This is a genomic window from Arthrobacter sp. MYb224 (assembly GCF_002975455.1).
Classification (GTDB): Bacteria; Actinomycetota; Actinomycetes; order Actinomycetales; family Micrococcaceae; genus Glutamicibacter.
Genome location: NZ_PCPU01000002.1, coordinates 143,806 through 169,976 on the forward strand (window position 1 = coordinate 143,806; position 26,171 = coordinate 169,976).

Annotated in this window: 24 protein-coding genes and 1 pseudogene; 12 read left to right on the forward strand and 13 right to left on the reverse strand. The window is 56.5% G+C overall.

What is annotated here, in order from left to right; genetic code table 11:
- Window positions 1-143 precede the first annotated feature (143 nt).
- The 3 genes from CQ017_RS03915 (at window position 144) to CQ017_RS03925 (ending at window position 2,436) form a co-directional block, all read left to right on the forward strand.
- On the forward strand, window positions 144-869 hold the full coding sequence (locus CQ017_RS03915) for a FadR/GntR family transcriptional regulator (RefSeq protein ID WP_258133481.1): 726 nt from the start codon (window positions 144-146) through the stop codon (window positions 867-869).
- Window positions 870-1,218: 349 nt separating this feature from the next.
- Complete coding sequence (locus CQ017_RS03920) at window positions 1,219-1,539, forward strand: putative quinol monooxygenase (protein WP_105552604.1); 321 nt, start codon at window positions 1,219-1,221, stop codon at window positions 1,537-1,539.
- Window positions 1,540-1,635: 96 nt separating this feature from the next.
- Window positions 1,636-2,436, forward strand: coding sequence for an IclR family transcriptional regulator (locus CQ017_RS03925; RefSeq protein ID WP_105552967.1), 801 nt, complete (start codon window positions 1,636-1,638; stop codon window positions 2,434-2,436).
- 17 nt (window positions 2,437-2,453) lie between these two features.
- Here the strand turns inward: CQ017_RS03925 and CQ017_RS03930 are convergent, their stop codons facing one another.
- On the reverse strand, window positions 2,454-4,040 hold the full coding sequence (locus tag CQ017_RS03930) for a GMC family oxidoreductase (RefSeq protein ID WP_105552605.1): 1,587 nt from the start codon (window positions 4,038-4,040) through the stop codon (window positions 2,454-2,456).
- Entirely contained in the window at window positions 4,037-4,615 is a 579-nt protein-coding gene (locus CQ017_RS03935) for a hypothetical protein (protein WP_181150490.1), read from the reverse strand. The genes CQ017_RS03930 and CQ017_RS03935 overlap by 4 nt, the downstream gene beginning before the upstream one ends.
- Before the next feature lie 288 nt (window positions 4,616-4,903).
- On the opposite strand from CQ017_RS03935, the gene CQ017_RS03940 reads away from it, so the two are divergent.
- Window positions 4,904-5,692 (forward strand): SDR family NAD(P)-dependent oxidoreductase, encoded by a 789-nt coding sequence (locus tag CQ017_RS03940; protein WP_105552606.1) that lies wholly within the window; start codon window positions 4,904-4,906, stop codon window positions 5,690-5,692.
- A gap of 399 nt (window positions 5,693-6,091) precedes the next feature.
- Here the strand turns inward: CQ017_RS03940 and CQ017_RS03945 are convergent, their stop codons facing one another.
- Complete coding sequence (locus tag CQ017_RS03945) at window positions 6,092-7,759, reverse strand: alkaline phosphatase D family protein (RefSeq protein WP_105552607.1); 1,668 nt, start codon at window positions 7,757-7,759, stop codon at window positions 6,092-6,094.
- 107 nt (window positions 7,760-7,866) lie between these two features.
- Between CQ017_RS03945 and CQ017_RS03950 the strand changes: the two genes are divergently transcribed.
- Window positions 7,867-8,313: an SRPBCC family protein gene (locus CQ017_RS03950; RefSeq protein WP_105552608.1), complete on the forward strand. Its 447-nt coding sequence runs from the start codon at window positions 7,867-7,869 to the stop codon at window positions 8,311-8,313.
- A 27-nt stretch (window positions 8,314-8,340) separates the two neighbouring features.
- Window positions 8,341-8,721 carry a hypothetical protein gene (locus CQ017_RS03955; protein WP_181150491.1) on the forward strand — a complete coding sequence of 127 codons (381 nt, stop codon included), beginning with the start codon at window positions 8,341-8,343 and terminating at the stop codon, window positions 8,719-8,721.
- Here CQ017_RS03955 and CQ017_RS03960 read toward each other — a convergent pair.
- The 5 genes and pseudogenes from CQ017_RS03960 to CQ017_RS03975 form a co-directional block, all read right to left on the reverse strand.
- Window positions 8,686-9,869: pseudogene (locus tag CQ017_RS03960) on the reverse strand (IS110 family transposase). The gene CQ017_RS03955 and the pseudogene CQ017_RS03960 sit on opposite strands and share 36 nt — an antisense overlap.
- A 268-nt stretch (window positions 9,870-10,137) precedes the next feature.
- Window positions 10,138-10,269: a hypothetical protein gene (locus CQ017_RS18325; protein WP_258133482.1), complete on the reverse strand. Its 132-nt coding sequence runs from the start codon at window positions 10,267-10,269 to the stop codon at window positions 10,138-10,140.
- A 127-nt stretch (window positions 10,270-10,396) separates the two neighbouring features.
- Window positions 10,397-11,269 (reverse strand): hypothetical protein, encoded by an 873-nt coding sequence (locus tag CQ017_RS03965; RefSeq protein WP_105552609.1) that lies wholly within the window; start codon window positions 11,267-11,269, stop codon window positions 10,397-10,399.
- A gap of 37 nt (window positions 11,270-11,306) precedes the next feature.
- Entirely contained in the window at window positions 11,307-11,837 is a 531-nt protein-coding gene (locus CQ017_RS03970) for a Pycsar system effector family protein (RefSeq protein WP_105552610.1), read from the reverse strand.
- Window positions 11,837-12,559 carry an adenylate/guanylate cyclase domain-containing protein gene (locus CQ017_RS03975; RefSeq protein ID WP_105552611.1) on the reverse strand — a complete coding sequence of 241 codons (723 nt, stop codon included), beginning with the start codon at window positions 12,557-12,559 and terminating at the stop codon, window positions 11,837-11,839. Before CQ017_RS03975 ends, CQ017_RS03970 begins: the two co-directional genes overlap by 1 nt.
- A gap of 619 nt (window positions 12,560-13,178) precedes the next feature.
- Between CQ017_RS03975 and CQ017_RS03980 the strand changes: the two genes are divergently transcribed.
- Window positions 13,179-14,078, forward strand: coding sequence for a DUF3883 domain-containing protein (locus CQ017_RS03980; protein ID WP_105552612.1), 900 nt, complete (start codon window positions 13,179-13,181; stop codon window positions 14,076-14,078).
- A gap of 392 nt (window positions 14,079-14,470) precedes the next feature.
- On the opposite strand, the gene CQ017_RS03985 is transcribed toward CQ017_RS03980, so the two are convergent.
- The 4 genes from CQ017_RS03985 to CQ017_RS03995 all read right to left on the reverse strand — a co-directional run bounded on the left by CQ017_RS03985 (window position 14,471) and on the right by CQ017_RS03995 (window position 19,487).
- Complete coding sequence (locus tag CQ017_RS03985) at window positions 14,471-15,706, reverse strand: IS110 family transposase (protein WP_105552613.1); 1,236 nt, start codon at window positions 15,704-15,706, stop codon at window positions 14,471-14,473.
- A gap of 314 nt (window positions 15,707-16,020) precedes the next feature.
- Window positions 16,021-17,067: an IS110 family transposase gene (locus tag CQ017_RS03990; RefSeq protein ID WP_105552614.1), complete on the reverse strand. Its 1,047-nt coding sequence runs from the start codon at window positions 17,065-17,067 to the stop codon at window positions 16,021-16,023.
- Between the two features lie 490 nt (window positions 17,068-17,557).
- Window positions 17,558-19,198 carry a hypothetical protein gene (locus CQ017_RS17825; protein ID WP_146112424.1) on the reverse strand — a complete coding sequence of 547 codons (1,641 nt, stop codon included), beginning with the start codon at window positions 19,196-19,198 and terminating at the stop codon, window positions 17,558-17,560.
- The gene (locus CQ017_RS03995) at window positions 19,191-19,487 is read right to left on the reverse strand and encodes a helix-turn-helix transcriptional regulator (RefSeq protein WP_105552615.1); all 297 of its coding nucleotides are present in this window, start codon (window positions 19,485-19,487) and stop codon (window positions 19,191-19,193) included. The genes CQ017_RS17825 and CQ017_RS03995 overlap by 8 nt, the downstream gene beginning before the upstream one ends.
- Window positions 19,488-19,539: 52 nt before the next feature.
- Here CQ017_RS03995 and CQ017_RS04000 point away from each other — a divergent pair, with 52 nt between their 5' ends.
- Window positions 19,540-20,706 (forward strand): DNA cytosine methyltransferase, encoded by a 1,167-nt coding sequence (locus CQ017_RS04000; protein ID WP_105552616.1) that lies wholly within the window; start codon window positions 19,540-19,542, stop codon window positions 20,704-20,706.
- A gap of 197 nt (window positions 20,707-20,903) precedes the next feature.
- Here CQ017_RS04000 and CQ017_RS04005 read toward each other — a convergent pair whose 3' ends face one another.
- Window positions 20,904-21,215, reverse strand: coding sequence for a hypothetical protein (locus CQ017_RS04005; protein ID WP_219843909.1), 312 nt, complete (start codon window positions 21,213-21,215; stop codon window positions 20,904-20,906).
- Window positions 21,216-21,948: 733 nt separating this feature from the next.
- Between CQ017_RS04005 and CQ017_RS04010 the strand changes: the two genes are divergently transcribed.
- The 4 genes from CQ017_RS04010 (at window position 21,949) to CQ017_RS04025 (ending at window position 26,157) form a co-directional block, all read left to right on the forward strand.
- Window positions 21,949-23,046: a nucleoside hydrolase gene (locus CQ017_RS04010; RefSeq protein ID WP_105552618.1), complete on the forward strand. Its 1,098-nt coding sequence runs from the start codon at window positions 21,949-21,951 to the stop codon at window positions 23,044-23,046.
- A gap of 119 nt (window positions 23,047-23,165) precedes the next feature.
- A complete protein-coding gene (locus CQ017_RS04015; RefSeq protein ID WP_105552619.1) occupies window positions 23,166-23,972 on the forward strand; it encodes a glycosyl transferase family 9 in 807 nt (268 codons plus the stop codon).
- A gap of 11 nt (window positions 23,973-23,983) precedes the next feature.
- On the forward strand, window positions 23,984-24,739 hold the full coding sequence (locus CQ017_RS04020; RefSeq protein WP_105552620.1) for an energy-coupling factor transporter transmembrane protein EcfT: 756 nt from the start codon (window positions 23,984-23,986) through the stop codon (window positions 24,737-24,739).
- Window positions 24,736-26,157 (forward strand): ABC transporter ATP-binding protein, encoded by a 1,422-nt coding sequence (locus tag CQ017_RS04025; RefSeq protein WP_105552621.1) that lies wholly within the window; start codon window positions 24,736-24,738, stop codon window positions 26,155-26,157. Before CQ017_RS04020 ends, CQ017_RS04025 begins: the two co-directional genes overlap by 4 nt.
- Window positions 26,158-26,171: the final 14 nt, after the last annotated feature.

A 26,171-nucleotide genomic window follows, 5' to 3' on the forward strand; every position in this document is an offset into this window, starting at 1 on the left:
TAATGGACTGAAATCAGTCCTTTGCATGCGCTCAACTGTGGCAGGGGTCACGGAGGAAAGTCAATAGGTTGTTTTGAAATAGCACCTGGCAAGAAGAAACGATTGGTGTTTTCTTGAACCAAATAGTGTGACATTCTTGGATCATGGCCGAAACTAAACCATTGGATTCCCGGGAAGGGATGAGGTTCCTCGGGCAAGTTCGCCGAGGAAACGTCTTCGAGGAGACCCTCGGGCAACTTTTGCGCGCCATGAGGCTCGGCGTCTTCCCGCCCGGCGAAAAGCTGCCCGCAGAAAGGGAGCTTGCGGAAGCCCTGGGTGTTTCGCGTGCAACGTTGCGCGATTCTTTGGCGGAACTGCAGAGCGCCGGCTACTTGCAGGTGCAACGCGGCCGCTACGGTGGAACAGTTGTTGCTGCCCATCCGAACACTCACGAGAATCCATTGGATGATTCGGACCGTGCACGCATTGAAGATGTGCTGGCCTTCAGATCGGTTGTCGAACCTGCTGCAGCGGAATTGGCCGCAGGAGCGTCGCTCACTGCTACTCAGCGAACCAATTTGATGCTGGCGCACGAAGCTGTCAATTCAGCTGACGAGTCGAACTACCGACCGCTGGATGCCCGGCTCCATGTCATGATCGCCGATTTATCGGCCTCTGGCATGCTGGCAAAATCCGTTGCAGAGGCACGCGACGCAACCAGCGAACTGTTGGATCGGATTCCGTTCCTCAAGCCGAATATCGCCCACTCAAGCCGTCAGCATGAGGACATCTTGAACGCCATACTCCGCGGCGATGGGGCAAGCGCGAAGAAGCTGATGCAAGAACACCTTGATGGCACCGCGACTCTGCTGCGCGGATTCTTGGACTAGTCGTTGTAAATGTGCGGCAGTTGCGAAGTTCTGGATTTTTGCCTTGATCCCGCCTAGATATCCGTGATTGTCCTAGGCAGTGCGGCGTTCCACACCTGAATGCGTGCAATGACCACGGGAAGGCCGGGGCAGAGCGTAAGTATCCTCTTGGGATTGCGGCATGCAGGCAAGCCGCTGGCCGGCAATGATTCGTTCCATGGGAAAGCACGTAGCTCCTGGAACCGCAATCGGTGCGCGTTTGCGTTCTCGCCTGCCGATAATGCCCATTGGCCCAGTAGCAGGGTGTCGGAGACACTGGCAGTAGGCCCTGCCAACACAGGGAAGTCTTGCCATCTGAAAGGACGAGATCATGTACTTTATTGTCGTTAAGTTCCAAGTTAAGCCCGAATGGTCAGAACGCTGGCCGGAACTGGTACGCAACTTCACCGAAGCCACCCGGCAGGAACCGGGAAACCTCTGGTTCGATTGGTCCCGTAGCATGGAAGATCCGAACGAGTATGTGCTGGTTGAAGCATTCCAAGATGATGCCGCTGGCGTTCATGTCGGCAGTGACCACTTCAAGCAGTCCATGATCGACATGGCCCCGGCCTTGGTTGAGACCCCCCGGATCGTGAGCCGGCAGATTGAAGGGGATACCTGGGACCGCATGGGCGAGCTGGAGATCGGCTAGCTCGAGCATTGCTTGAGTTCTGGAATACTGCGGCAAGGCCAGATGCAGCTGCGACTCAAAATTGATGTTCGCGGCGCGCATCGACAAGATGGGGACATGGGATACAACGATTCACTAGCTGGCCTTGCCTCAGTTCAGAAGGCTTTCGCCTTATTGGACGTGGTGGCTGCTCATAACCGGGGCATGGCAGCCAAGGAGATCGCGGCAGCACTGCAGATGCCTCTGCCTACCGTTTACCGCCTGCTCAAGACCCTTACCCTGTCGGGCCATCTGGTCCACTTGCGCGACGAGGGCCTCTACGCGTTGGGCTACAAGCTGCATGCCCTGGATAGTTCCCTGCGTCGGCAGGTGGGAACCCCGCCGTCGGTGGCTCGGTTGATCCGGGAACTTCATGTGCGGGCGGACGCCGCCGCATACTATGCGGTGCACCGTGGCGAAGATATTGTCGTCGCGCACGTCGTTGAGTCAGCGACCCGTCCGCGGATCACCCCGATGGGGTTCGGTTTCAACAATGGTGCCCATGCGACCGCCTTCGGCAAGGTGCTGCTCGCCGCCATGGACGCCGAGCGGTGCAGCGCTTACCTGGAAAAGCATGGCATGCCGGGGATGACCTCTGCGACGATCTGCGATTCGCAGAGTTTTGCCGTCGAGCTGGATTCCGTGCGGGAGACCGGCATCGCTATCGAACAGGAAGAATTCATCCGGGGTGCATCGTGCATGGCTGCTCCGGTCACCACACCCGCGGGACAAGTCATTGGCTCGGTCGCGGTCTCGATGTCCCCGGAAGAGTTCCAAGCCAGCCAGCCAGAAGTCTCCGTCTTGCTGCGCGATGTGGCCTCAAGGGTTAGCCGTGCCCTGCGCGGTACTTCGCTACTGGACGCCGCCAGCGCCCAGTAGCGAAGCACCGCAGCCAGCTAGAGCTTGGCCTGGGCCATTTGCTGGATGATGTATTCGGCTTGGCGAATGGCCAGCGCCACGATGGTCAACGTGGGGTTGGCGGCGGCTCCGGTGGTGAATTGCGAACCATCGGAAATGAACAGGTTCGGCACGTCATGGGCCTGGCCATAGGCGTTGACCACCCCGTCCTCGGGACGATCGCTCATGCGCGCGGTTCCGAGATTGTGCGTTGAGGGGTACGGGGGCGTGTGGTGGGTGGAGCGTGCACCGACCGCTTCGAAGAGCAGCGAACCTTGCTGATAGCCGTGCGTTCGCATGGCGACATCGTTGGGGTGGTCATCGAAATGGACATTGGGCACGGGCAAGCCCAAGCGGTCGGTCACGGTGCTGTTGAGCGTGATCCGGTTGCTTTCCTGCGGCATGTCCTCGCCGGTGATCCACATTCCCGCGGTGCTCAGGTAGTCGTCCAAGAGGGCAGTGAATTCCGGACCCCAGCCGCCAGGCTCCACGAAGCTGGCGAGGAAGGCTGGCCCCAGCGCGATGGTCTCCATGTAGTAGCCGCCGCAGAATCCACGGTCCGGGTCATGCCGGGACTCATCAGCGATCAGCCCGGCCATGGTCTCGCCGCGGTGCATATTCACCGGCTGGTCGAACTTCGCGTAGACGCTTCCGGTGGTGTGGCGCATGTAGTTGCGCCCCAGCTGGCCCGAGGAGTTCGCCAGTCCGTCGGGGAACAACGGGGATGCTGAAAGCATCAGCAGGCGTGGAGTTTCGATGGAATTGCCGGCAACGGCCACGATGCGGGCCCGTTGACGTTGCGGATTTCCCTCGGAGTCGATGTAGATGACTCCGTCCACCTTGCCCGCCGCGGTGTGGGTAACCTGCACGGCGTGCGAGTCAGGACGCAAATCCAGCAGACCGGTGCGCAAGGACTTGGGAATTTCCGAGACCATGGTGGACCATTTGGATTTGTTCTTATCGCCTTGGAAATTGAAGCCATCCTGGATCGATGCCGGTCGCCCGTCATAGGGCTCGGCATTGGTGGCATAGGGCCCGGTGGCGTATTGGCGGTAGCCCAGGCGCTGAGCTCCGTTGGCAAAAACCTTGTAGTTGTTATTCGCCGGCAGCGGTGGACGGCCATGGCGGTGGGTGCTGCCCATTTTCTGCTCGGCGCGGTCGTAGTACGGTGCCAGATCTGCCAAGGTGATCGGCCAGTCCAGCAGATTGGCCCCATCAACTCGTCCGTAGGTGCTGCGGGCCTTGAACTCGTGGGCTTTGAACCTTGGTGTGGCTCCGGACCAGTGGGTTGTGGTTCCGCCGACCGCCTTGACGATCCAGGCTGGCAGGTTCGGGAAGTCGCGCGCGACCCGCCATGAACCCGAGGTGGTGCGTGGATCCAGCCAAGCCATCTGGTTGAAGGCGGCCCATTCATCCTGGTGGTAGTCCTCGTTTTTCAGGTGCGGGCCAGCTTCCAGCAGGACAACTTTGACCCCCTTGGTCACCAGTTCGTGGGCCAAGGTTCCGCCACCGGCACCCGAACCGATGATGACGACCACAGAGTCGTCATCATGATCGTGCACGGCTGATTTTTCTTCGGCGCTCATCGAGTATTCCCTTCCTCAAGGATTCCTGAATCACCCAGGACATTGCCCGCGGGCGGAGTGTTTGCTGCAGGTGCATAAGCGGTCACGGCGTAGGGAAGCGGGCCCAGCTCCGGCACGGCCTCTTCGCTTTCCTCAATGCGCGGCTCGGGCAACCAGTTCAGATCGTTGAAGCCACGGTTGATATAACCACCTTGAGAGAACGATTCCCCTTCGTAGCCCAGCGCCTGCTGCACTTCCGGGTCATCGTAGAGATTGAGGACTACGGTGCGGCGGATGAAGGCGAAGAACTCCAGATCCGCGATGCGCTTGAGCACGGCCAGCGCACGGTCAGCGGGCAGGTCCAGGAAATGCTCTTCACTGAGCGTATCCAGAGTCATCAGGCCCTGGGTCAGCGCCATGCGGAACCAGCTGGATTCAGCCGAAGCCTCAATGATTTTCTCGGTCATGCGCTCATAGGGCCCATCAGGGAATTGCGCATGCGGAAAGGAAACCCGGATGATCCGGGTTAAGATCCGACGTGCCTCATCAGAGAGCTCAAGAGCGTTAAGAGATGAATATTTTGCGGGGAACACCATCGTTGTCACCTCATCTACTAGACGGTCAGGTCACGGCCCGTGCCGGTTCCAACGGGGAACCGGCCACAAGGCCTTAACTGAATTGTGTATCCTGCGTCACAGTACCGCTAGGGCTGTTATCAGCTGGTGAGAATGCATTCCGCGGGACCTAGCGGCGAGCAGAAGCGCTTTATCGCTCAGTGAGAACGGTGCTATCGCGACGCTGGGAACAGGGCACAAGCTGGGCACATTCGACGGGCTAGCCAGCCCGCCGACCAGTCTGAGCAGTATCCAACAGGAGGAATCACCATGGCAGAATCCACTGCAGGCGTAGCGCTGATCACCGGAGCGGGACGAGGGATCGGCCGAGCCATTGCCGAGCGATTGGCCGATGACGGGCAGGATATTATCGTCGCTGACATCCCGGGAGCCCAGGAGAACATCGATGCAGTGGTGGCCGCCGTTGAACAGCGCGGGCGCCGCGCGGTCGGGGTGACGGGAGATGTTTCGAACCCTGAGGATGTGCAGCGCATGATCGCTGAAGGCACCGGCGCCCTGGGGGACCTGACGGTATTCGTGGCCAACGCTGGCATCGCGCAGGTGGACGAGATCTTGGATGTGAAACCCGAAGCGCTGGATCGCATGCTTGACGTGAACATCAAGGGAGTTTTCTACTCCTACCAGTTAGCGGCCAAACGCTTCATTGAGCAGGGTACCGGCGGGAAAATCATCGGTGCGGCATCCATTGTCGCCTTCCGCCCATTCCCCATTCTTGCCTCCTATTCGGCGACCAAATGGGCGGTGCGTGGTCTGACCCAAGCAGCCGCCATGGAGTTCGCCAAGCACGACATCACGGTCAATTCCTATGCCCCGGGAGTGGTGGGAACGGCAATGTGGGACCTGATCGACGAGCGGCTCACCGCCCGTGACGGAACCCCGCGCGGCAGCGCTCTGCAGGCGCAGGTAGACAATATCTTGGCCGGACGCGTCTCCGAGCCAGCAGACGTAGCCAAGCTGGTGTCGTATCTGGCTGGACCGGATTCGGATCATATGACCGGCCAGACGGTCCTGATTGACGGCGGGATCAACTTCTCCTGACGCGCAAACTGGAAGGAGAGTCGCCGTGGAGCACCGTTGCTCCACGGCGGATTCCTTGGCCTCATCCGGTTGGCGGCCTCGAATCATAAACACGGCATGGGCGCTAGGCGCCCGCAGGTCTGTGTTACGGCCTGAATCAGAGTCCGGGCTCAGCATCCATCACAGCGTTGCACCACGGTGCTGATCAGCCGGTCCAGGCGCAGCGCCAACTGGAGGTCCAGATCCCGTGAGGAATCTCTTTCCATCCCGGGCCAATAAGCTCGTTGATCCGCTCCAGCCGGTTATACAGGGTGTTGGCATGGTGCTGGGAAGTCTCCAGATAGGTAGACAGGGTAAGCGACAGATCACTGCCTCGTTCCGAGTCATAATCCAGACTCTTCCCAATACCTGAAGGTCGCGTCATCCCTCGCGCGGTTCGATCGCTGCCACTTCGACGGTTTCCAATCTCGGGTGCAGATGGTCTCGGTGCTCAACCATTCCCGTGACCCAGCTGATCGCCAGCCCGTCCTCGGTGTCCTCGAGGATGGCCAGATTGTTATCGAACCACGGCCCCTTGATGCCGTTCCAGCGAAAGGGCGGGTCCGGCACGTGAGCCCTGCGCGCCATCCAAGCCCCGAACGGGACGGCCGGCCCCAAGGCCAAGGCTGCGGCAAAGTAGCGCATAAACCGGGGCAGCGGGTTGCGAATGGGCGAACACACAGCTTGCAGGATCCTGCTCCCATTCTCGCGTTCGACCTCGGAGACATAGGAGAAATGCACGTCGCCGGAGAGGAACGTGACGGACTGCGGGGCGGGCCCGCGCTTGCCATCGGCGACCTCGGTGGCCCACCGGGCGACGTCCTGGAAGCTTTTTTGGAACGCCGCCCAATGCTCAAGGTCCACGGCCCGGCGCAGTCGTTCGCCCAGCCACGCCCGGGCCGGGCCGCGTTCCCCGGAGGAACTGGCCTCGTTCCACGCTTCCACGTGATGCAGGCCCATGGGCAGCAGGAAGGGCAGTGAGGTAGCGACCAGCAGGTGGCGGAATCCGCCTTGCATGTGCTCTTCGAGCCACGCACTTTCCGGTGGATCGAGCAGGCCACGCGCTTCGGGGTCAAGGCTGCGGGAAGCACGGGAGTCCACCACGATCAGCCGCACCGTATCCCAATCGCGGCAGTAGCTCCAGCGGTATTCTTCCGGTGCGGCATCGACGCGCTCGGCGAACCGGTCCAAGTCGGCAGTGATATCCAATTCTTCGGGACCGGTGTGGGCCGCGATGCGTTGCCACAGTGGATCTGCAGCCCGCCCCTCGGGGGAGAGGTTGCCCAGGTGCTGATAGATCCAATATGAGCCGAGGCCCGCAACAATGCGTTCGTGCCACCAGCTTCTCTGCTCCATGTCTTGTTTCCAACTGCGCGAGGAGTTCCAATCGTCGCGGATGTCGTGGTCGTCGAAGATCATGGCGCTGGGCAGGGTGGAAAGAAGCCAGCGGTTGGCCGGGTCCGACCAAGCCAACCGGTACAGGTGGGCGTATTCCTCGAAGTCCTTCAGCTCCGCCCCGGGTTCGTCCCTGATATCGCGCCGGCTGCGGATGAACTCGCGCATCTGGTCACTGGTGGAGTCCGCATAAACCTGATCCCCGAGGAAGAGCATCAAATCCAGCCACGGTCCGTGCGCCGGGCCCGCCATGGACAGGGCATAGGCGCGCATCGCGTCAACTCCGTGCTTGCGGTTGCCCGCCGCGTCGTGCGGAATGCTGGTGCGGCAGGACCCGAAGGCCAGCCGTGGATTCTTGGCCGGGTCGATGGTGGCGATGATCGATTCGGGGAAACCATCATCGCGCGGCCAGACCAGTTCCCCATCCAGATGCACGCTGTAGGGATTGACGCTTCCAACCTCCAGTCCCGTCACCTCGACTAACGCATAGTGGTGGCCGTGGGCACTAAAAGTCGGCGCACGCCAGGTGTAGTCACCGCAACGGACCTCGACGGTGCAAGACCGAGCTGTCTCCACCCAGATACTGGCGGAGGTGGCATTCACGTGGCGCAGCATCGGGCCAAGGACAAGGTCCTGATCGTTTCGGTGGCTCATCGAATTCCCTTCCTGATGGTGCAGGTCAACCAAGAATGGCACAACAACATCGTGGGGGATAGGCCCGGCTGCCGGGCACGGGATCAGATGCTGCCTAGGATGGGCTGATGAGTGAATCCCCGTTTCTGCAAACCCGCCGCCGCTTCGTGGCCGCCGCGCCTTCAGAGATCTTTGAACTGCTCAGGGATCCCGCCATGCACCCGGTCATCGATGGCTCCGGTACGGTGCGGGCCTCGAATGCGGTGGGAAGCAAGCTGACCTTGGGCAGCGAGTTCGGCATGCAGATGCGCTTGGGGGTCCCGTACCGGATCAGCAATACCGTGGTGGAATTCGAGCAAGACCGGCAGATCGCCTGGCGGCACTTCAGCGGGCATCGGTGGCGCTACGAGCTGGAAGCTGTAGGGTCAGGGACAATGGTCAGCGAAACCTGGGACGCGAGCCGGGTGCGGCACCAATGGCTGCTGAGGCTGATGGGCTTCACCCGGAACACCGGGCCCAATATGGAACGCACCCTGGAACGGCTGGCCGCGCAGTTCCCAGAGACCACCGAGTAAGGGCCTTTTCCCCTGAGTAGCTCGTCGATGACGAGGCAAAACACCGTGCCCAGTCGCAGCGACGCGTTCTTGCACAAGTTCACCGAGCTCATCGGCGGTCCACTGGGAAAACACAGCAATTCGGGGCGGATCAACCCGGGCTTCTTCACCATCGAGCGAGTGCTGGTGCTCCTCACCGCAGTGGCCGCTTTGTTGGCCATCGCCTCCAAGAACGCCTGCCAGCTCAACGGCTGGGGCGGCACAAACACCTACACCTGGGCCTGCTATTCGGACTGGACTGCGCTCTTCAGCCCCCGGGATCATCCTGGCGGTGGCGTTCCTGGCCGTTTCCGTGGTGCCGGGGATGCCCGAGAGGGGGCCCTATGTTCTGTGTCAAGCAATTTTGAGCTCCGGAACGTCATAGAGTGACCCGTCACGGATCATGGCGAACAGGACGGTGAGCCAATGCGATGAGTGCTTGGTTGTGGCGTTTTCCCTGCGTCCGTTTCCGGTCATAGTAAGCACGGCTTGTCGGGTCGAACCTGATCGAGGCGAACGCCGAGAGGAAGAGCGCTCGCTTCAGCCGTTTGTTGCCTGAGTGGCTGACGCGTTCGGACTTGATCGAGGTGCCAGACTGGCGCGTGGTTGGTGCCAGCCCGGCGTAAGAGGACAGTGATGCGGCGCTGGTGAAGGTTTTGCCGGAGGTCTAGCGATGATGATCGCGGCGGTCCTGACGGCGACCTCTGGCATGGATGTCAGGACCGGGTAAAGAGGGTGGGCCTCCACCAGGGATTCCAAATGCGTGGCCACGTCCACTCGCTGGGCATGCAACGAGATCAGCTGGCGGGCAAGGTGCGGGATGACCACTCCGGCAGCATCGGTGCCGACCACGACCACTGTTTGCTCATCCAGTGCGTCCATGATGGCCCCGGCCCAGGCGGTGTGCCGGCGGGCTCCCTGCTTCTTGAGCTTCGCATCGATCCGTGCTTTGCCAGCATGCTTCAGCTGCGCCGGGGTGGGCCAAGCAGAGAAGACTTCCAAGACGGCGTCGTGTTCCAGCCACGGTCCGAGGATCCGTTCCAGTGGCGGCGGATCTGGGTGAACAGCCCGCGGATCCGGTTGCTGGTCTGAGTGATCTGACGGGCTAGATCCTGGTCGAATCCGGTGAGCGTGCCGAGGGTGGCTTTCTCTTCGTCAGAGACCTGGATGCTACGGAGGGTATGCGGCATGGTGCGAGCCGTATTCGCGATGATGATGGCATCCTTTCCGTCGGTTTTGGCCGTGCCGGGATACATGTCTGCGATGCGGCGCATCGAGAGCCCAGGCAAATAAGCGACGGGGATACTCAGGTGCTGAGCGACGGCAACGGCCAGCGCGCCGATGGTGGCTGGCTGATCTACGATCACCAAGACATGTCCTTGAGCTAAAAGCTTCTGATACACGGCTGTGAGTTTAGCTTCGTCGTTGGGCAGGGTCTTGTTCCAGACTTTGGTGCCATCTTGGGTGACGGCGCAGGCCCAGTGGCCTGTTTTCCCGACGTCCAGGCCGAGGAAAATATCGACATCCGTGGTGATCATGGCAAGTGCTCCATTGAACTAGTTTTTTGTTCAAGGTCGACCAACCGTCGGTAGCGAAGCCTTACATCCACGTTATGACAAGCGTCCGTTTTTGGGGCCGCGCCCCTGATTAGCAATCACCTCGCTGCCATACGCATCTCGGTGGCAACACCCCCTGGACTACTGGATAAGCAGGGGCAGGACGCCATGCCGAGATTGGCCGGCCGACGGCTCCTATGTTCCTCGGAGTTAAGGAGCTGTCAACAACATAACGGGAGGCATCACTGTGTTAGTCCAGACGTGCTTGAACCGTGGCGAGTAGGCACTGTTCGAGGATGAGCTCCACGGTCTGGGACGTTTCGTCCACCAGCCTGCGGGCCGTTGCCTCGCCGATGAGCTCGGGTAGCGAAAGGATTCCCACAGCTCCTGAAACCCAGCTCGGAATGTCAGCCCGGTTGAAGGTGCTACGCAATTCATAAGTGCATCGGTGTGCGTCACGGCGGCTCATGGAGGAGCGCGCACGATGTCTAAGTGAATCGTGGATCCTTCTAGGACTCGTCCCTTTTCAATTCATCTTCAAAGACCATTCTTAATCGTTCAATCATGGGTGATTCGATCATGCTAAGGTCGAGGGCTGTGATAAGGACGTTCACAGCGCTATAGCGCTTGATGACTCCCTTGTAGGTCAAGGCGGCAGCTGCCACGAGCCCAACAACACCCCAGATCCATGTGTAGTTTTGAGGCCCGATATTGTCCGAGATGGTGTAAACAGAGAGCGCGATAATGGGCAACGCGATACTTAGCCGAAACTCTGACTCCGACTTGTCTCGGTCGTAAGTTCCATACAGATCGGCATTTTTCTCTTGCAGTTTTATCGCAAGGGAGGGGAGGGCCTCAGCGATGTCTGTTGGCATCAGTGTAGACACCTGGTTTAGTGCGTGATTGCGTATATCGGCATTGATCTGGACTTCATCCCCTCCGTTTTCATCGCGAAGCTGACTGTAGTCCTCAGCATCGCCAATAAGATAAATAAGGTCGAACTCTCGTGCAACAGCGACGCCATTCACTCGCGCTAGCTTTGCACGGTGTAGAGAGCCTTCAATGACGCGATTTATCGTCTCACTGCTTCTCTTACTGACGCGTGGGAGAATAACCCGACCGAATATGCTGAGTTCAGTACCCGCCTTTACGTCCATCATCAACAGCATGCCGATGACATAGGCCAGGAAGCTAAGTACAGCCACATAGACGGTAGGCGTTAGGAATGAACCAAACGCATTGATTACTCCCGTAGCTCCATCAGTAACAGTCTTATCTGGAAGGGGCATCCGGATACAGACCCATAGAACAACAAGCCACAGGTAGCCGGTAACCAAAGGCGTACGGAAGTCACGGAACCCCGGCAATATTTGTGCGAGCAATTTAGCCTTCTAGCTAGTAAGATGTAAGGGTTGTGCCTTAGAACCTAATAAGGACTGCGCATACCGCCAGGGCGGCCCCTCCAGCCATAGCCACGAACATCGAAATCTTGACCGCGATGTGCTTCCTCCAGGCGATATCACTCATCTTGACCATCTGCTGTGATAGAACAGGCAAGAGGTCTCGTTCCTCTATCGCCTTAGGAAGCTGTGCCGCGTCCCAGTACTTCAAGTGGCCGAAGTAGATGAAATGGTCTTTATACTCCTTCTTCACATGGCGCATGCGCAGCCGAGGGATGACCACCCATACTGCGAAGAAGGATGCAATTGCGAGCGCGATCAAGCCACCGTAGTACAGATAGTTCTGCCAACAATCTTGCAAGACCTCGAAAATCTTACCTTCGCCGGATAGCGCTACGACGGTAGCTATGCCCGCAGACTCTATGGCGAACGCGAATGAGGCCTTCGCGTCTACTTTGCCTGTCCAATCGGACAGGGCACCGTGGATTCGCCATGCTGTCTCAATCGCCTGCGCGTGCTCGTCCGGTTTGGACCGGTTGAACCAGCCCATTAGACGGCAAGGGAGAAGCGGGTCTTCATGTAGCTATGGGTCTTGCCGCCCATTTCATGGGCGAATGGGCCAGCCCACATATCTTTTCCCTTACTAACCTTCCAGCTCTCACTCAGCATATCGAAGGTCTGCCTGCCGATGAATGTCTTATAGTCAGTCTGGCGCTTATCGCTAAGTTTCGCAGCGAGATTCGGAGCTGAACCGATAGAAATAATGTCATCGTTGCCCCGGAAGCCGGCACGGACGAGCAATGCTTGGCCTGACGCAATCCCGCAAGCATGATCGAGTTGCCAGCTATTGTTCTTAATGGTTGGGAACTGACCAGTAATAGCCGGCCGGATGTGGTGCTTGATCGCGGATTCAATTTGCATCGCCGATCTCACCGCCCTGTCGGCCCGGTCTGGCCCGGCATAGATCCCCATGACCCGGTCACCATCAAAACTACGAATGTGGCCGTTGTTGGCGCGAATGATGCGGGTGCTCACCATGAGGAAGGCCTTCATAACCCTAGCTACGGTGTCTGGAGGCGAAATAGCAACGAGGCCAGATGAATCGGCCATGTCCGCATAGAGGTAGGTCGAAGGTAGGTAAAGACCCTCGTTGTAAGCCATATTCGCGGACTCAGGAACGCTCGTGATGGTGCCGTCATTCCTGGTCTTCGTAGCCAGAGATGTTTTCACCGTTTTCTCAATGTCATTGAGCACGTCATTTTTGAGCGTCACTGGTTCCCCCTAGTTGATGTAAATATCAATCATAGCTAAAGGGAACGACAATACGATCCCTATAAAATGCCGGCTGATATTCAGCCGACCATCACTTCCGGACGCATAGCGTCCGGAAGACAGAGATACGGCGCTGGGAACTCCGGTGCTTGCGTTTCCCTGCGACCCTGCACATAACGCCCGCTCATTTCCCCCAAGTGACACCTATGAACTGCAGTCTCGTTTGCAGGGTGTGGCCGCAGGCGTTGTGATGGCATAGCTGCGCCCGTGCCGGTGCCGGTGCTTTCGACGTCAGAGCGAGTAGCGGATGACGTAGTCGGTCCGGTTGCCGTCGCCAGGAATTCCGGGGGATCAGGTGCCTAATTTCGGGCACGGAGAGCCTTACCAAGGGCGAGTTTTGACGTGGGGAATGACGGGTTGGAGACAATCAGTTAGCTATCGCATGGCCACTGGACTGCTCAGAATGGACCCAACTAATTTACTCGTCAAAATTTCTTCAGGGCCGCTTTCGTAATCGCACGCGGTGTAAGCTACATGTGATGGCTGACAAGGCATGAATCGTCGATTGAAAAGCGTCTGAAGCGCTAATGGATCATAAGATACTGGATTCGAGGCAGTGATGGCAACGGAACAACGTCTAGGAGTTACGGGCGAAGACTGGACATCATATGAAGTTGATCTGGTTGTCAGCCGATACTTGTCATTATATGTTCGTGCGGCAAAAGGGGAGAACTTCTCTAAGGCGCAGGTATATCGTGACCTCGCTGGCGTGCTCAAAGTACGTAGTGCAGATTCAGTGGCACTTAAGATGTCAAATATTAGTTCAGTCATGCTTGGTCTGGGGTGGCCAAATCTACCCGGAATGGGCCCACTGCCGAACATTCAACATGTACTAGTCGATCACGTTTCGAGAGCGATCAAGGAATATAACGGTCTTGATAATCTTGATGAAGCTGCCATTAGACTTGTGACTCGAACTCCTGCAAGCGGGCCCTTGGAAATTGTACTGGCTAGCCAAATTCCTAAGATGTTAAGACTAGGTGGTGCGTTTAGCACTGACTTGGCGCGGGGTATTCGAAGGGACTACGTTGAACTGGAAGCTCGAAATTCGAGCTTAGGACTTGCTGGAGAACTCGCAGTTCTTGATTTTGAAGAGAAGCGATTGAGCGCTTTGGGGGCACGAAAGCTAGCTAACAAGATCGAGCACGTTTCTGTTATACGAGGGGACGGACTTGGTTATGATATTCATTCTTTCGAAGTAGATGGAAGAGACAAGCTAATCGAAGTCAAGACCACTACTGGTTCAGGCGTAATTCCGTTTTACGTCTCGTCGAATGAATTAAAATTCTCGAGAGAATTTCCGGAGTATTTTTGTCTAAGTCGCGTATTTGATTTTCCGACGACCGTGACGGGTCGAAAAAAAGTGCAACTTTACGAGCTAAATGGATCCCTTTCGGATACCTGCGACCTTCATCCGGAATCCTATAAAGCATTACCTAGGGCAGAGATGAGGGCCTAAGCACTCGCAGTGATGGTGTTGAATATCTCTAAATTGGCATAGGTGCCGTCTTGTGCTATTGACGGCAAGGTTCCAGTTATTGCTAGTGGAGACTTAACGTCGTTGCGCGAGATAAACCGGGTGGAGGCGAGATGATTAGTGCTTCTTCAATGCTAATCGGTTCATTCGTGTTTCATTGGTCGTAGCTATCGGAACCTCAAAAGTTACCGGTGCCAAATAGCGCGAGTTGGAACTTATGTTCTGACGACCTGGACTCTAGTACGTGAATACAGAACGATCCGATGCAACGCTTTCACCGTCAGGACGCGCACCATCGTCCAAGCTCTAGGCAGAGGACCAAGCTTGGCAGCGTCAGGAATGCCGATTTTGATAGCAGGTAACGAAGAGCGCGTTCACGCGGCCGAGTCCAGGCGAACCTCGAAACCGAGGCGTTCAAGTTCTTTGACCGCTCGGTTTTTTGCGCGGTCCTTGTTGTGCTCATCGTAGTAATTCGGTCCCAGTTCCTTAAACACCTCGCCGTCGGCCAACATATGCCAGATGGCCACGATGATAGTGTGCTGGGTGGCGACCAGCGCCCGGCTACCGCCACGTCGAAGATACAAGCGCCGATACCTGGCTGCCAGGAAAGATTCCTTGTGTTTGATCGCGGCCAGTGCGGCGGTCCCCAACGCCGCCCTCAAATACACGTTGCCGCCCCGAGTATGCGATGAGCGTTGCCGTCCAGCCGACTCGTTCTGCCCCGGACACACTCCGGCCCAGGATGCCAGATGCGCGGCATCGGCAAACACCGTCATATCAACACCGATTTCAGCGATGATCACCTGCGCGGACTGTTCACCGATCCCCGGAATCGTGCGTAGTGCCTGGCACGCCTGGTCGAATGCCACCATCGCTTCGCTGATCTGCTCGTTCAAGGTATTGAACTGCTCATCGAGCATGTCGATGTGCCGCAGATGGAGTTTCACCATAGAAGCGTGATGTTCAGTGAAGCGTCCTTCCAACGCTTCGACGAGTTCCGGGATTTTGCGGCGCATGCTGCGTATCGACAAGTCCGCCAAGATATGCGGGTCGCGTTCGCCGGCCACCAGCGCGTCGAGCATGTGCCGGGAGGAGACTCCGGTGAGGTTCGATGCAACGCTGGAAAGTTTGATGCCGGAGGACTCTAGGAACTTCTCCAACCGCTGATAGACCTTGGTGCGGTCATGCACCAACGCGGAGCGAGCCCGGGTGAGGTCTCGAAGATGGCGGATCGGTTCGGGCGGGATAAAGGAGGCGGCCAGCAGATTATGTGCAGCAAGTTCAGCAAGCCAGGTTGCATCATTCACGTCGGTTTTCCTGCCCGGAATGTTGCGTGCTCGTTTGGCATTGACGAGGATCACCGGAAGCTGCTCTTCTTCCATGAGGAAGTAGAACGGTTTCCAGTAGTCGCTGGTGGCTTCCATGACGATGACACTCACGTTTTCAGCCTTGAGGTAGCTGATGAGCTGGCGGATTTGGGCGGTGGTGGCCCCGAAGGTCTTGACTTCGGTGCGGTAGGTGCCACGGCGCTGCCCCGGTTTCCTCACGGCAACTTTGGCGTCCCGCTTGGAGATGTCGATCCCTGCGGCACGCTCATGCACGATGTCCATCGTGCGTCACTTCCTTCCCCTGTGATGCTGCCTGGTGACGTTGGTGGTGCCGGTGGGATAAGGAGTGAAACGTTGAAATCTAGTACGCGTGCTCGAAGCAACAATCCACGGTTCTCGTGAAATCCCCACATGCCAAGCTTCTATCCGGGCTCGAGGCACCAGAGTCGTACCGGCATGTCGGCACCACCAACAACTTCAGGATGCGCCTGCCATACGTTCATTGCAAGGATCTTGGCCAGGGACGCAACCAGAGCGCAAATTCTCAATAATCCTCGGCGTTGGCGAAGCCCGCTGGGAAGCTTCTATGGCCATTGTCAAGCCGTCAGAACCTCTAGCTTCCGGAAAATGCTTCGACAGATATAACGTTTGAGAATTCTCCTGATTTCTCTAGTACCCAGTCCCTCCGCTGTTCTTTTCTCCACGTACTCCTTGGTCGCCTCGTCATGACCCATTCGCGTTTGGGCCACCACGTCCAATGCTTTATTCAGTTGCCGATCACCACTGCGATTTAGCCGGTGACGTTCATGTTTTCCCGAAGAAGCCTGCAAAGGCGCAACACCGGCCAGCGCAGCAAACGCAGCTTCGGAGCGCACGCGGCCATGGTGCGAATACGCGATCAAGATCCATGCTGTCGTCACTGGTCCAAGGCCGAATACTTGCTGTAATTCAGGTGCAAGCTGTTCATCGAGTTCAGACATAGCTTTGCTGTTCTCTTTGAGCTGCTGATCCGCGTTGAGGATGCTGGTCGCAAGGAATTTAGCTTCTTCACGGACGAAGCATTGTTCGATCCCATCCGTGCTGTGTTCCCGCCATCCGCTGATCTGCTTGATTTGGCGCGGGGTTAGGCTGCGTCGCGCATCGATTCCGAGATCAAAGGTTCGCAGCAAAGCGGACAGTGAATTTCTGTTGATCGTCCTCTGAGCGTCAATTCTGCCTCGACTGGCAGAAAGAATACTTAGAGCGGCGCGAACTCCTTCGCTGCGCGGTTGCAGTAGCTTAGTAATGTCTTTTGGGAGGATGCTCATAGCGGCCGCGGTGGCGTCAATTTCATCGGATTTGCCTTTGCCGGCTTGGTCTTTTCTCCGCGGGGGCTTCGCCTCGACAACTTCAATCTGCGCCTGGGTTAATGCATGGCTGATGGTTGCACCGTATGAGCGGGTTCCTTCGACGGCAGCTATGCTTTCGCCGTGAATGTTCCGCCGGATCCAAGCTACTGCCCGGTTCATTCCGGGCGTGGTGACGGGGAACGTCTGGCAGTGTTCTCTCGCTCCGGTGTGGGTGTTGATGATGGCGTAGGTGTGGGTTTGTGCGTGGGTGTCGATACCGATGACGTAGTCGTATTTTTCTGCAACGATAGTCATGACGGTTTCGCCTCCTCTTCCGGTTGGTTGCCGTTGGGTTGGCACTGGTCCGGGTGGAGTACTTGGCAGGCGGATCTCTAACGAGTCACACGTCCCAAAAGGGGCGCGGACGACCTTCTATGAAGCCATATCAAGTGGCCGGATTGGCGCCACCCGTCAAGACGGACAAGTCGTTGAGAAGTCATTCAGATATCAGTGAAGACAATGTGCCGATGAGTCACATCTTGGTGGGTGGCATCTATCTTGCCAGCGGGTCCCAGACCTGCCAAGACCATTAGAGATGTGACGAGGTTACACACCACTTAGCCGGACTGTCGGTACCATCAAGCCATATTTGGCAATAATGGGAGTCGGAATTCGAAATGGTGGCTTTACCGGGGCTGGCAAACTCATTAAGAGTGGACGCTGTACCCGGTTGTGATCGGAGAGAAAGCCTCGAATAAGGTTCTGATAAATCCGAATCTCGTTGGTTAACTAGTGACTCAATCTGTTAGTGAGGAGAGATAATTTCTCTCAATTTTTCCCGTGCGGTTTCACGAACGGTACTTGCATTCAACTGTTCAAAGACGTGAAGTTCCAACGACTTGATCCTCTCTGTAGGAGTCGAATTTTCTAGCGCCAATTCGAGGAGTTGAGCGTAGTCAATGTACTTGTAGCTCACATTTACACCATGGATCGTATCTTGGGCTAGTAAGGAAGCTTGGTCACGAGAATGGGCCACAAACAGAACCGTGATGGTCCACGCATCGGGATCGTCAAGTGCTGACCAAGATTCAGTCAACCGTTGGTCAATGATACGGCTAAGTGAACGTGAGTGATCTGCAACGTAAGTTGCTGACAAGTGTCCCCCGTGAGCTTCGAGCGCAATTGCTTGACGTTCGTCCACGTTTGCGAATTCAACGTCTCCAAGTTTATGTCGACTAAAATTCGATGCATTAACGCCATCTCCCAGACCTCGCGCCCTCCATCCGACTCCCCCGAAAGCTAGGACGGCAAGACAGTCTACGACTCTCTGTTCTATAACTCCCTGCGTAAAAGTCTCATATTGCGTTACGTAATCTGTTATTTGTGTAAATAACGCGTCAGTAGCTTTGAGATTAAGAAGGACCGGGTCTACTGTGCAAAGCTCTATAGTGCGTAGCAGCCAAGCCCTAAGTACTCGGGCGACTTGTCGTCTTGGGATGAAAGGAAGCGATTCAATGACGCCAAGTAGAGATACCAGTGCGTGTGCGTCATCGCTGCCCCTATTGCGCGACCAGGTCGAATTTAGAGTCTGAACGGCTTTGGCGTTGTTCAAAATCGCGTTACCAGTGACAGTTGGATAGCGCGCGAACAGGCCGTCCCCGATTCTCCCGCGGGGCTTAAATTCGTACAAATAGCTCGCGGGATGGTCATAGAACTCGAGTGGAGTAAGGCACCAATGCAGCATTTGCAAGTATGGCCAAAATGGGCCTTCATTGTTCTGACCGCAACGACTGAGTCGTGTCAATAGTTGCTCAACGTCTACTTCTGGCAGCCAAGTATGTGTATTTCTACCTGCGATGGCATTCGTCTCAAATAATGACGTATCAGGAAATAACGATAGCGATAGTCCTTGATCTGAGTTCCAGAGCTCTTGACCCGCTGCTACTGGGTCTAGTTCTGGTAAAAGACGCAACTTGCGAGCGATAAATTCAACAGAACCATGAGAAACGTCGAGACTGGCTTCAGTTGTCGCAAGCAGGCGAGCGACTTGTGAACAGGAGAAACGCTCCTGGCCGAGTAAGTGAGCAATTAGCGACGCTCTAGACAACAGCCGTCGAGCAACTGATGGTTGAAGACCGGCAATGTCGCCGGCGCCTTCGCATAGTTTCTTGTATAGATCGAAATATACTTTCGCATCGATTGCGTGTAGTACTTTAGGTGTAAATTTAAGCGCGATGTCGAATGCCTGACGGAGTTTTAAGTCGACGTCTTCGCCGCGCTGCCATTGCTCAGTGGTATCTCTAAGCACGAGCGCGAAATCATCAGACTGAATTCCAAGATTTGCGCCCAGAACATTAACTGCGTCGATGGTATCTTTCTCGCCCCCTACCGCGAGTGGAAGCTCCCAACTGCGAACCACTTGTGCAAGCGCCGATGTATCAGACACGAGCAGATTCATTCCAAAACCCTGGAGGACGACCACCGAATTCGCGCCACAAATCCCGCAGCTTGATAGCGCTTTCGTCTGAATCTAATCCCAGTGCTTCGAGCCAGCCGAAAGCTTCAGCAACAGATAGTCGGCGTTGACCAGACTCGACCCGTGAGACCGCGGCTTGATCAAGCCCTAGCTCTGCGGCAAGAGTGCCCTGTGAGGTGTGGCGTTCATTTCTAAGTTGGGCCAACAATTCAGCGAGGGCCCGATGAAAATCGCTCTCGGCGCTAGTTCCTGATGACATGCCCCTAATCTATCTTTGACAAGTAGCTGACAGTTGCTTGTAAGATTGAGCTATGTCAAACCAACATAACTCAACCACGCGGGTTACTTCAAATGGACTCACTTTTGTCTCCCTGTACTCAGGGGCGGGTGGTCTTGACCTTGGTTTCGCGCGCGCAGGGTTTACCCCAGTTTTCGCCAATGACATTGATCCATTTGCTGTACAAACCTATAATCGCTTACATGAAGTGCGTGATCCGGAATGGCGCGAAGCCGCCAAACGGTTCGAAGGGCACTCTTCAGTGTGCGGTGATGTAAGAATTGCTGCTGCCAAGCTTGAGGAAGGCATGGCGGATCTTGTAATCGGCGGACCGCCTTGTCAGGGGTTCTCAGTCGCGGGACGCATGGATCCAAATGATCCCCGTTCACGTCACGTCTTTGACTTTTTAGGACTCGTTGCAAAAGTGAAGCCCCGGGCTTTCGTCATGGAAAACGTCGCGGCCTTAGCTCGAAACAAACGGTGGTCTGACATCATTTCCAATCTCAAGGCCTTGGCCACTCTTGAGTACAAAGTTGAGCTGGTGGTTCTTAACGCTTCGCACTGGGGCGTTCCACAGGCTCGCGAACGAATGTTTTTAGTTGGAGTTCCACTTGATGGTCCAGATTTCCAACTCGGCGAACCGCCGACGGTGGATTCACCGCCGACTGTGCGGTCGACCTTTTCGTTATTGCCCCGAGTGGGTGAAGTTGGTAATGATTCCCTATGTACAGCCATTATTACGCTGGCTAAGTCACCAGTTCTTCGACGTTCACCTTATGCAGGAATGCTGTTTAACGGTCAAGGACGCGTCATGGGATTAGACCGTCCGGCGCCGACTTTACCTGCAACTATGGGAGGAAATCGAACACCGATCGTAGATGACGGCGAACTCTATGACAATGAGCAGTCTTGGATTGTTGGGTACCATCACAAACTATTTGTCGACGGTGAAAGTAGCTTGAGTAAGCTGCCTAGGGAAGCGCGACTTCGAAGGATCACGGTTGAGGAAGCTGCAGCCCTGCAGACTTTTCCTAAAGACGTTGCGTGGCAGGGCGCACAATCGGCTCGTTTCAGACAAATAGGTAATGCCGTGCCTCCAAAGCTTGCATATCATGTGGCTTCAGCTGTTTCTAGAGTCCTATCGGTGAATCAGGTGCCAGAAGCAGAGATGATTCAAGGACGTCCGTTGATGCATGCATAGGTTCTGAGGTTCCTGAGGGGATCTGACACCACGAATTGCAGTACTTGGATCACTAGGCGCATTCCATGAGGAACTGAAATGAGTTGAAGGTTCCTTGACTGTGAATGTGAGTTGGATCTACTTGATGGAGTATTCCTTGCTGGGGATCTGCAACTACCAATGACTATTCCAACCGGGTGCCGTTGTGTTTAGATCCATCAATCTTTGATAAGTGAGCGAATTTTCTTGACGCCGCTGGTGCTGAATATGCAGCCAAACTCCAAGCTGTCGCTCAGGCTCACTGAGGTGGTTGTGGTATCGAGGCATGCGACCTTCAGCGTCGATGAAGATTCGAAGTTGTTGTAATCGAGTCCTCCAATTCCGCGAATATTCGAGATCTTTTGGCGCGACTTCCCACCCGGGGAGATTCTTGAGTAGAAAAATCTTTGCGGCTGAGAGTTCTCCACGATCATCATCATAACGTTGTCGAGAAATCCAGTTGTAAAGATTTTTTTCGTCGGCGCTTCCACCGATCCGTGGCAACCGATTATTTTCTTCGAGAAATAGACAGGCTCGTTTTAGGCTTTGGCGCCATCTAGTACTAGGTCGTTTTGGATCCCTATTCTCAAGAGACAAGTCGTGGAGCGCCTTAAACCCTGGCTCGTATTCTTCGCGTTTCTGAAAGTGGGCGGCGATAGTAGCAACGCTTTTGTGGCAAATCTCGGAAATTTCGCGAGTGGTCAACCCTGCTTTGTACATTAGATCCCACTCGGGGTGTCTCGATACGTCCCAGCCTGTCATAAAATTCAATATAATTGTTGACGCTGATTTTATCTACACTGTTAGTTGGCCATAAAAACGATCGTAAGGCAGAACTTGAATTATGATTTCGGCGCCATGCATGTTGAATCGCTTAGATGACGCAGGCCCTGGCTTTCTAATATGTGATTTATGTGAGTTCGTTGTCGAATCATAAGTCAGTTTTCCTCCTTGGACGAGCGGATGTTTCAACGATATTTTGTCACCGATGTCCAGCGACACAACAGAGTTGTAAAACGAAAACATCAGGAGAATAAAACCTGGCAGAATTTACAAAAATGGAGATTTTTCTGAATACGCGTTTCGATCCATTCTTGGTAATACGTTACACGCGGCAGTTCTGATATGGCGATTGATAAAGATCGGGCAGCCAAAACAACTCATTCTCTGTTACATTGCCAAATGGCTACGATGGTGAGGTCAACCAGAATGGCAGGAAATTAGATGGTCGAACACTATGCATTCGCACGTGATTTAGAACGAGAATCGACGATCCGTCTCTTGCTAGACAACGACATTGGTATCGATGACGCCCTGGCGCTCACCTACCTGTGCGCGTGCGACCACGTGCAAATCGAGGCAGTCACCAGCACGCCTGGGAATGTCGACGTTGATCAAGTCGCTGCAAACAATCGTGCGTTGCTGGCGTTCTGCGGACGCCCCGAAGTTCCGGTACTCATCGGTGCACGGGAGCCCTTGCAGATCCCGCTGGTGACTACACCTGAAACTCACGGTCCCCAAGGAGTCGGCTACGCGACGCTGCCCGATCCTGCACCGGCTTTGCCGACTGCCGTTGATGCGATTGATTATTGGATCGAAGCCGCCCGGGCTAACCCTGGTGAGCTCACGGCTCTGCTCAGCGCACCACTCACTAACTTTGCTCTGGCGCTACGCCGAGAACCTAAACTTCCCTGGTTGCTGCGCAAAGTAGTCATCATGGGAGGCGCCTTCTACTACCAAGGCAACACCACTCCTACCGCGGAGTGGAACACCCACGTGGATCCACACGCTGCCAAGGAAGTATTTGCTGCCTACACAGTTGCAGCCGAGCAAGGGCTGCCTTCTGAGAAGCTTCCCATCGTGTGCTCACTGGACACCACCGAGCGCTTCGAAATGCAGCCAGAATTCTTGACGCACTTTGCAGTGGAAGCCGGTTGCTCCGTGCCTGAAATAGTTCAGGCCAGCGACCCTGAAGGAACTTTGAGCACTGCATCCAATCCACTGGTGCGCTATCTCTCAGATGCGTTGCGGTTCTACTTCGAGTTCCATCGGCATTACGACCAGGGCTACATTGCCCACGTCCATGACTACTTCGCCGCAGGCGTAGCCGCCGGAACCCTCGACTATCAAAGTCGACCCGCCACGATTGATGTGGAAACTGAATCCGAGCTTCTCTTCGGAACCACGGTGGCCGATTTCCGAGGTCTGTGGGGCAAACCAGCGAACGCGCACGTGGTCACCTGCAACGATCCGGAGGCTGGCTTTGCCGAACTCATAACACGCTTAGGGAGTCTCGCGCGGAAATTGAACACGGACTCCTGAACTCAGCTCAGGCTGAGCTAGAATTGTCTACCGGGCCGAGGTGACATTAGGCCCCGCACTCGCACGCACCCAGTAGTACTTGGGTGCACAGCCGTACTCGTACCGAGGAATGCCTTTCTATGTCACCGAATCTGCTTTTGCCCGAAGAAACCAGCTCCCAAGTTCTGCGCCGCAGGCTTTTGGCCAGCACTGGCACCCTGCTCCTGGTCGGCACCTACCTGGTCCTAGTCATTACCCAGCCCACGGGCATAGCTGAAGGACTGGGACAGGGCGTTGCGCTGGTTACCTTCGCCGCATACCTGGCTGCCGCAGTCATGCTTTTGGTCGCGGTGCTTCCGGACTTGCCGGTATCCACTCTCACGCTGATCCCGGTAGCGCTGGCCCTGAACATCATTTTGGGGCAATTCGTTGGTTCCGTGATGGTCCCGCTCTACCTCGACTCGATTGGCACGGTGCTCGTAGGGTTCTTGGCGGGCCGCCGGGCCGGTGCAGCCACAGGTGTGCTCAGCACACTGATCTGGTCACTGTTCGCACCCACCGTCTTGCCCTTCGCAGCTGGCGCTGCATTGGTCGGCTTCCTTGCGGGAACCGCCGCTCGTTTCGGTGCCCTGCGCCGCCCGTATCTCGCCCCAGTGGCCGGTGTGGTGGCAGGTGTTCTGGTCGGCGTTGTTTCAGCCCCGGTGGCGGCCTTTGTCTTCGGCGGAACTTCGGGTGTCGGCACTGGCGCAGTGGTTGCGGCTTTCCGCTCCATGGGCGATTCGCTGCTTTCGGCTGTAACCAAGCAGGCCTTGATCTCAGACCCGGGGGACAAGGCCATTGTCTTCCTCATTGCGGCTTTGCTGATTTACGCTCTGCCCAAGCGTTTGAGCGGAAGCTTTGATTTCATCCGTCGTTACCGGGTGCTGGGCCAGCGCGGAACCAAGTAAGCCCACCCGCTATGTCCAAGTCCATCAACTTGCATCCATTTACCGTACTGGCTCTGGCGGCGGCCGTCGTCACGATGACCACCGCCGTTGGCCTCTGGTGGTTGAGCTGCGCAGTCCTCACTGCCTGTGTGCTGGTTGCCAGTTGGACAGGGTATCTGCGACGGTTGGCCGTCCTCAGCGCTGCCATCCTGATTCCTACGTTCGCCTCCTTGCTCTTGATCCATGGGCTCGTTTCCCAAGAGACGTCCGGGCTCATTGCAGCGGCCGGGCCGTTCAGGGTGACTGAAGGTGGATTGGAGACTGCCATGGTTTTGGGTCTGCGCACTGCGGTGCTGGTGGTGGCAGGTCTGCTCTGCACCTTGCTGATCGATAAGCATCAGCTGGTGGCGGCCATCGACCTGTCTCCGGCACCGCCGCAGGTAGGGTATCTGCTGGCCGCCACGCTGTTCCTCCTGCCGCACATGGCCGAGAAGCAGCGCACTATCGGCCAAGCGCAGGCACTACGCCAAACGGGAACTGGACGTGGTCTTTCGGGTTGGTTCCAACGGGTGCGGTTGCGAGCGGTCCCTCTGGTGCTCGCCTCCCTGCAAGATGCCCACGACAGGTCGGCTCACCTGTCAGCCCGCGGATTTCCCGCCGCCGGTTCCCACACCAGATTGCGTACAGTCGCAGATTCTGTCAGCCAGCAACGTATCCGGTGGATTGCCTTGCTCTGCGCCTTGTTGGGACCGATAGCAATCTTGGCACCCTTCTGGGGGAGCCCATGATAGAGAATCCAGAGAACTCACGCACGGGTAATTCTGTGCTGCTTCACCTCAACATAAAGCGCTTCCGCTATTCCGGTGCCGAGCTTGATTCCCTGCAGCGCATAAAGATGACTTTGTCTCCGGGCTCATTGACTGTCATTGTCGGGGAATCCGGTTCAGGTAAGTCCACGCTGGGTGAGGTGCTCGCAGGCATCTTGCCGCGGCAGGGCGCGGACCATTGCCTGGGAACAATAAACTTGGCTGGGCAACGGATCAAGTACACCGATCTGGAAAGCCAACGTATTAATGTCGCCGGGTGGGCCAAGCACGTTGGTTTGCTGCCGCAGGAAGCTGGGCACTATCTGTCGCGGATCCGTGAAACAGTTGCCGAAGAACTCGTATTCTCGCTCGAGAACGAGGGCATGCAAAGAGATGAGATGCGTCGGCGAATTGCGAGTCTTTCCAAGCACCTGAACTTGGACCATTTGCTCGAGCGCGATCCTGCGAAACTTTCAGGCGGACAGGAACGACTCGTCGCCTTGGCTGCCTTGGCTATTTCGGATCCTTCCGTCATGGTCTTGGATGAGCCGCTGGCGGGTTTGGACTCCGAAGCGACGGTCGCAGTCATCGAAATGATTTCCCGGCTTCGCGCTGACGGCACCGCGATGGTGGTCTTGAGCAGGACTGCCGAGCCGTGGGCCGAAAACGCAGATGTGTTAACGAAATTAGAGAATGGGCAGCTGAGCGAGTATTCGGCAGAAGATCATTTGCGGGACTCAGCGTCTGCGCGAACCCAACGACGTGCCATTCCTGGCCATGCGGAAGTTCTCTTAGACTTCAGCGGAGTCCAACTGGGTTATGCGGGTGCCGCGCGGCCTGTTCTCGACGGACTGGACCTGCAGGTGCGGGCCGGTGAATGCGTTGGACTGGCGGGTGCGAATGGATCGGGTAAAACCACGGTGCTCAAAGCCGCCGCAAAGCTGCTGCGGCCAACGGCAGGCACGCTGGCGGTTTCAGTTGCTACCGGGATGCTTTTGCAGAATTCCTCTGACCAGTTATTCGAACGCACCGTATTGCGCGAGGTGTCTTTTGGCCTTCCAAAGAAGGGCAGACAACGATTGCGTGTACCCGAAGTCCTCTCACGTCTTGGCTTGGAAGCTTTTGCCGAGACCCATCCCTATGAGTTGCCGGCTTCGGCTCGTCGGCTCGTAGCCCTAGCAACCGTCCTGGTCCGCGAACCGCAGATTCTCCTCTTGGATGAACCAACCGAGGCCTTGGATTCGGAGGGAATGATTCGCCTGCAAGAGGTCATCGACTCGGTGCTGATTCGTGGGGGAGCGGTGCTCCTCTCCACCCACGACAAGGATTTCATGCACAGCACCACCCACCGGGTCCATCAAATGCCCGGGAACCCCGAGCCAACGGCCCGGCCTTCTTAGTCGCGGCAATCAAC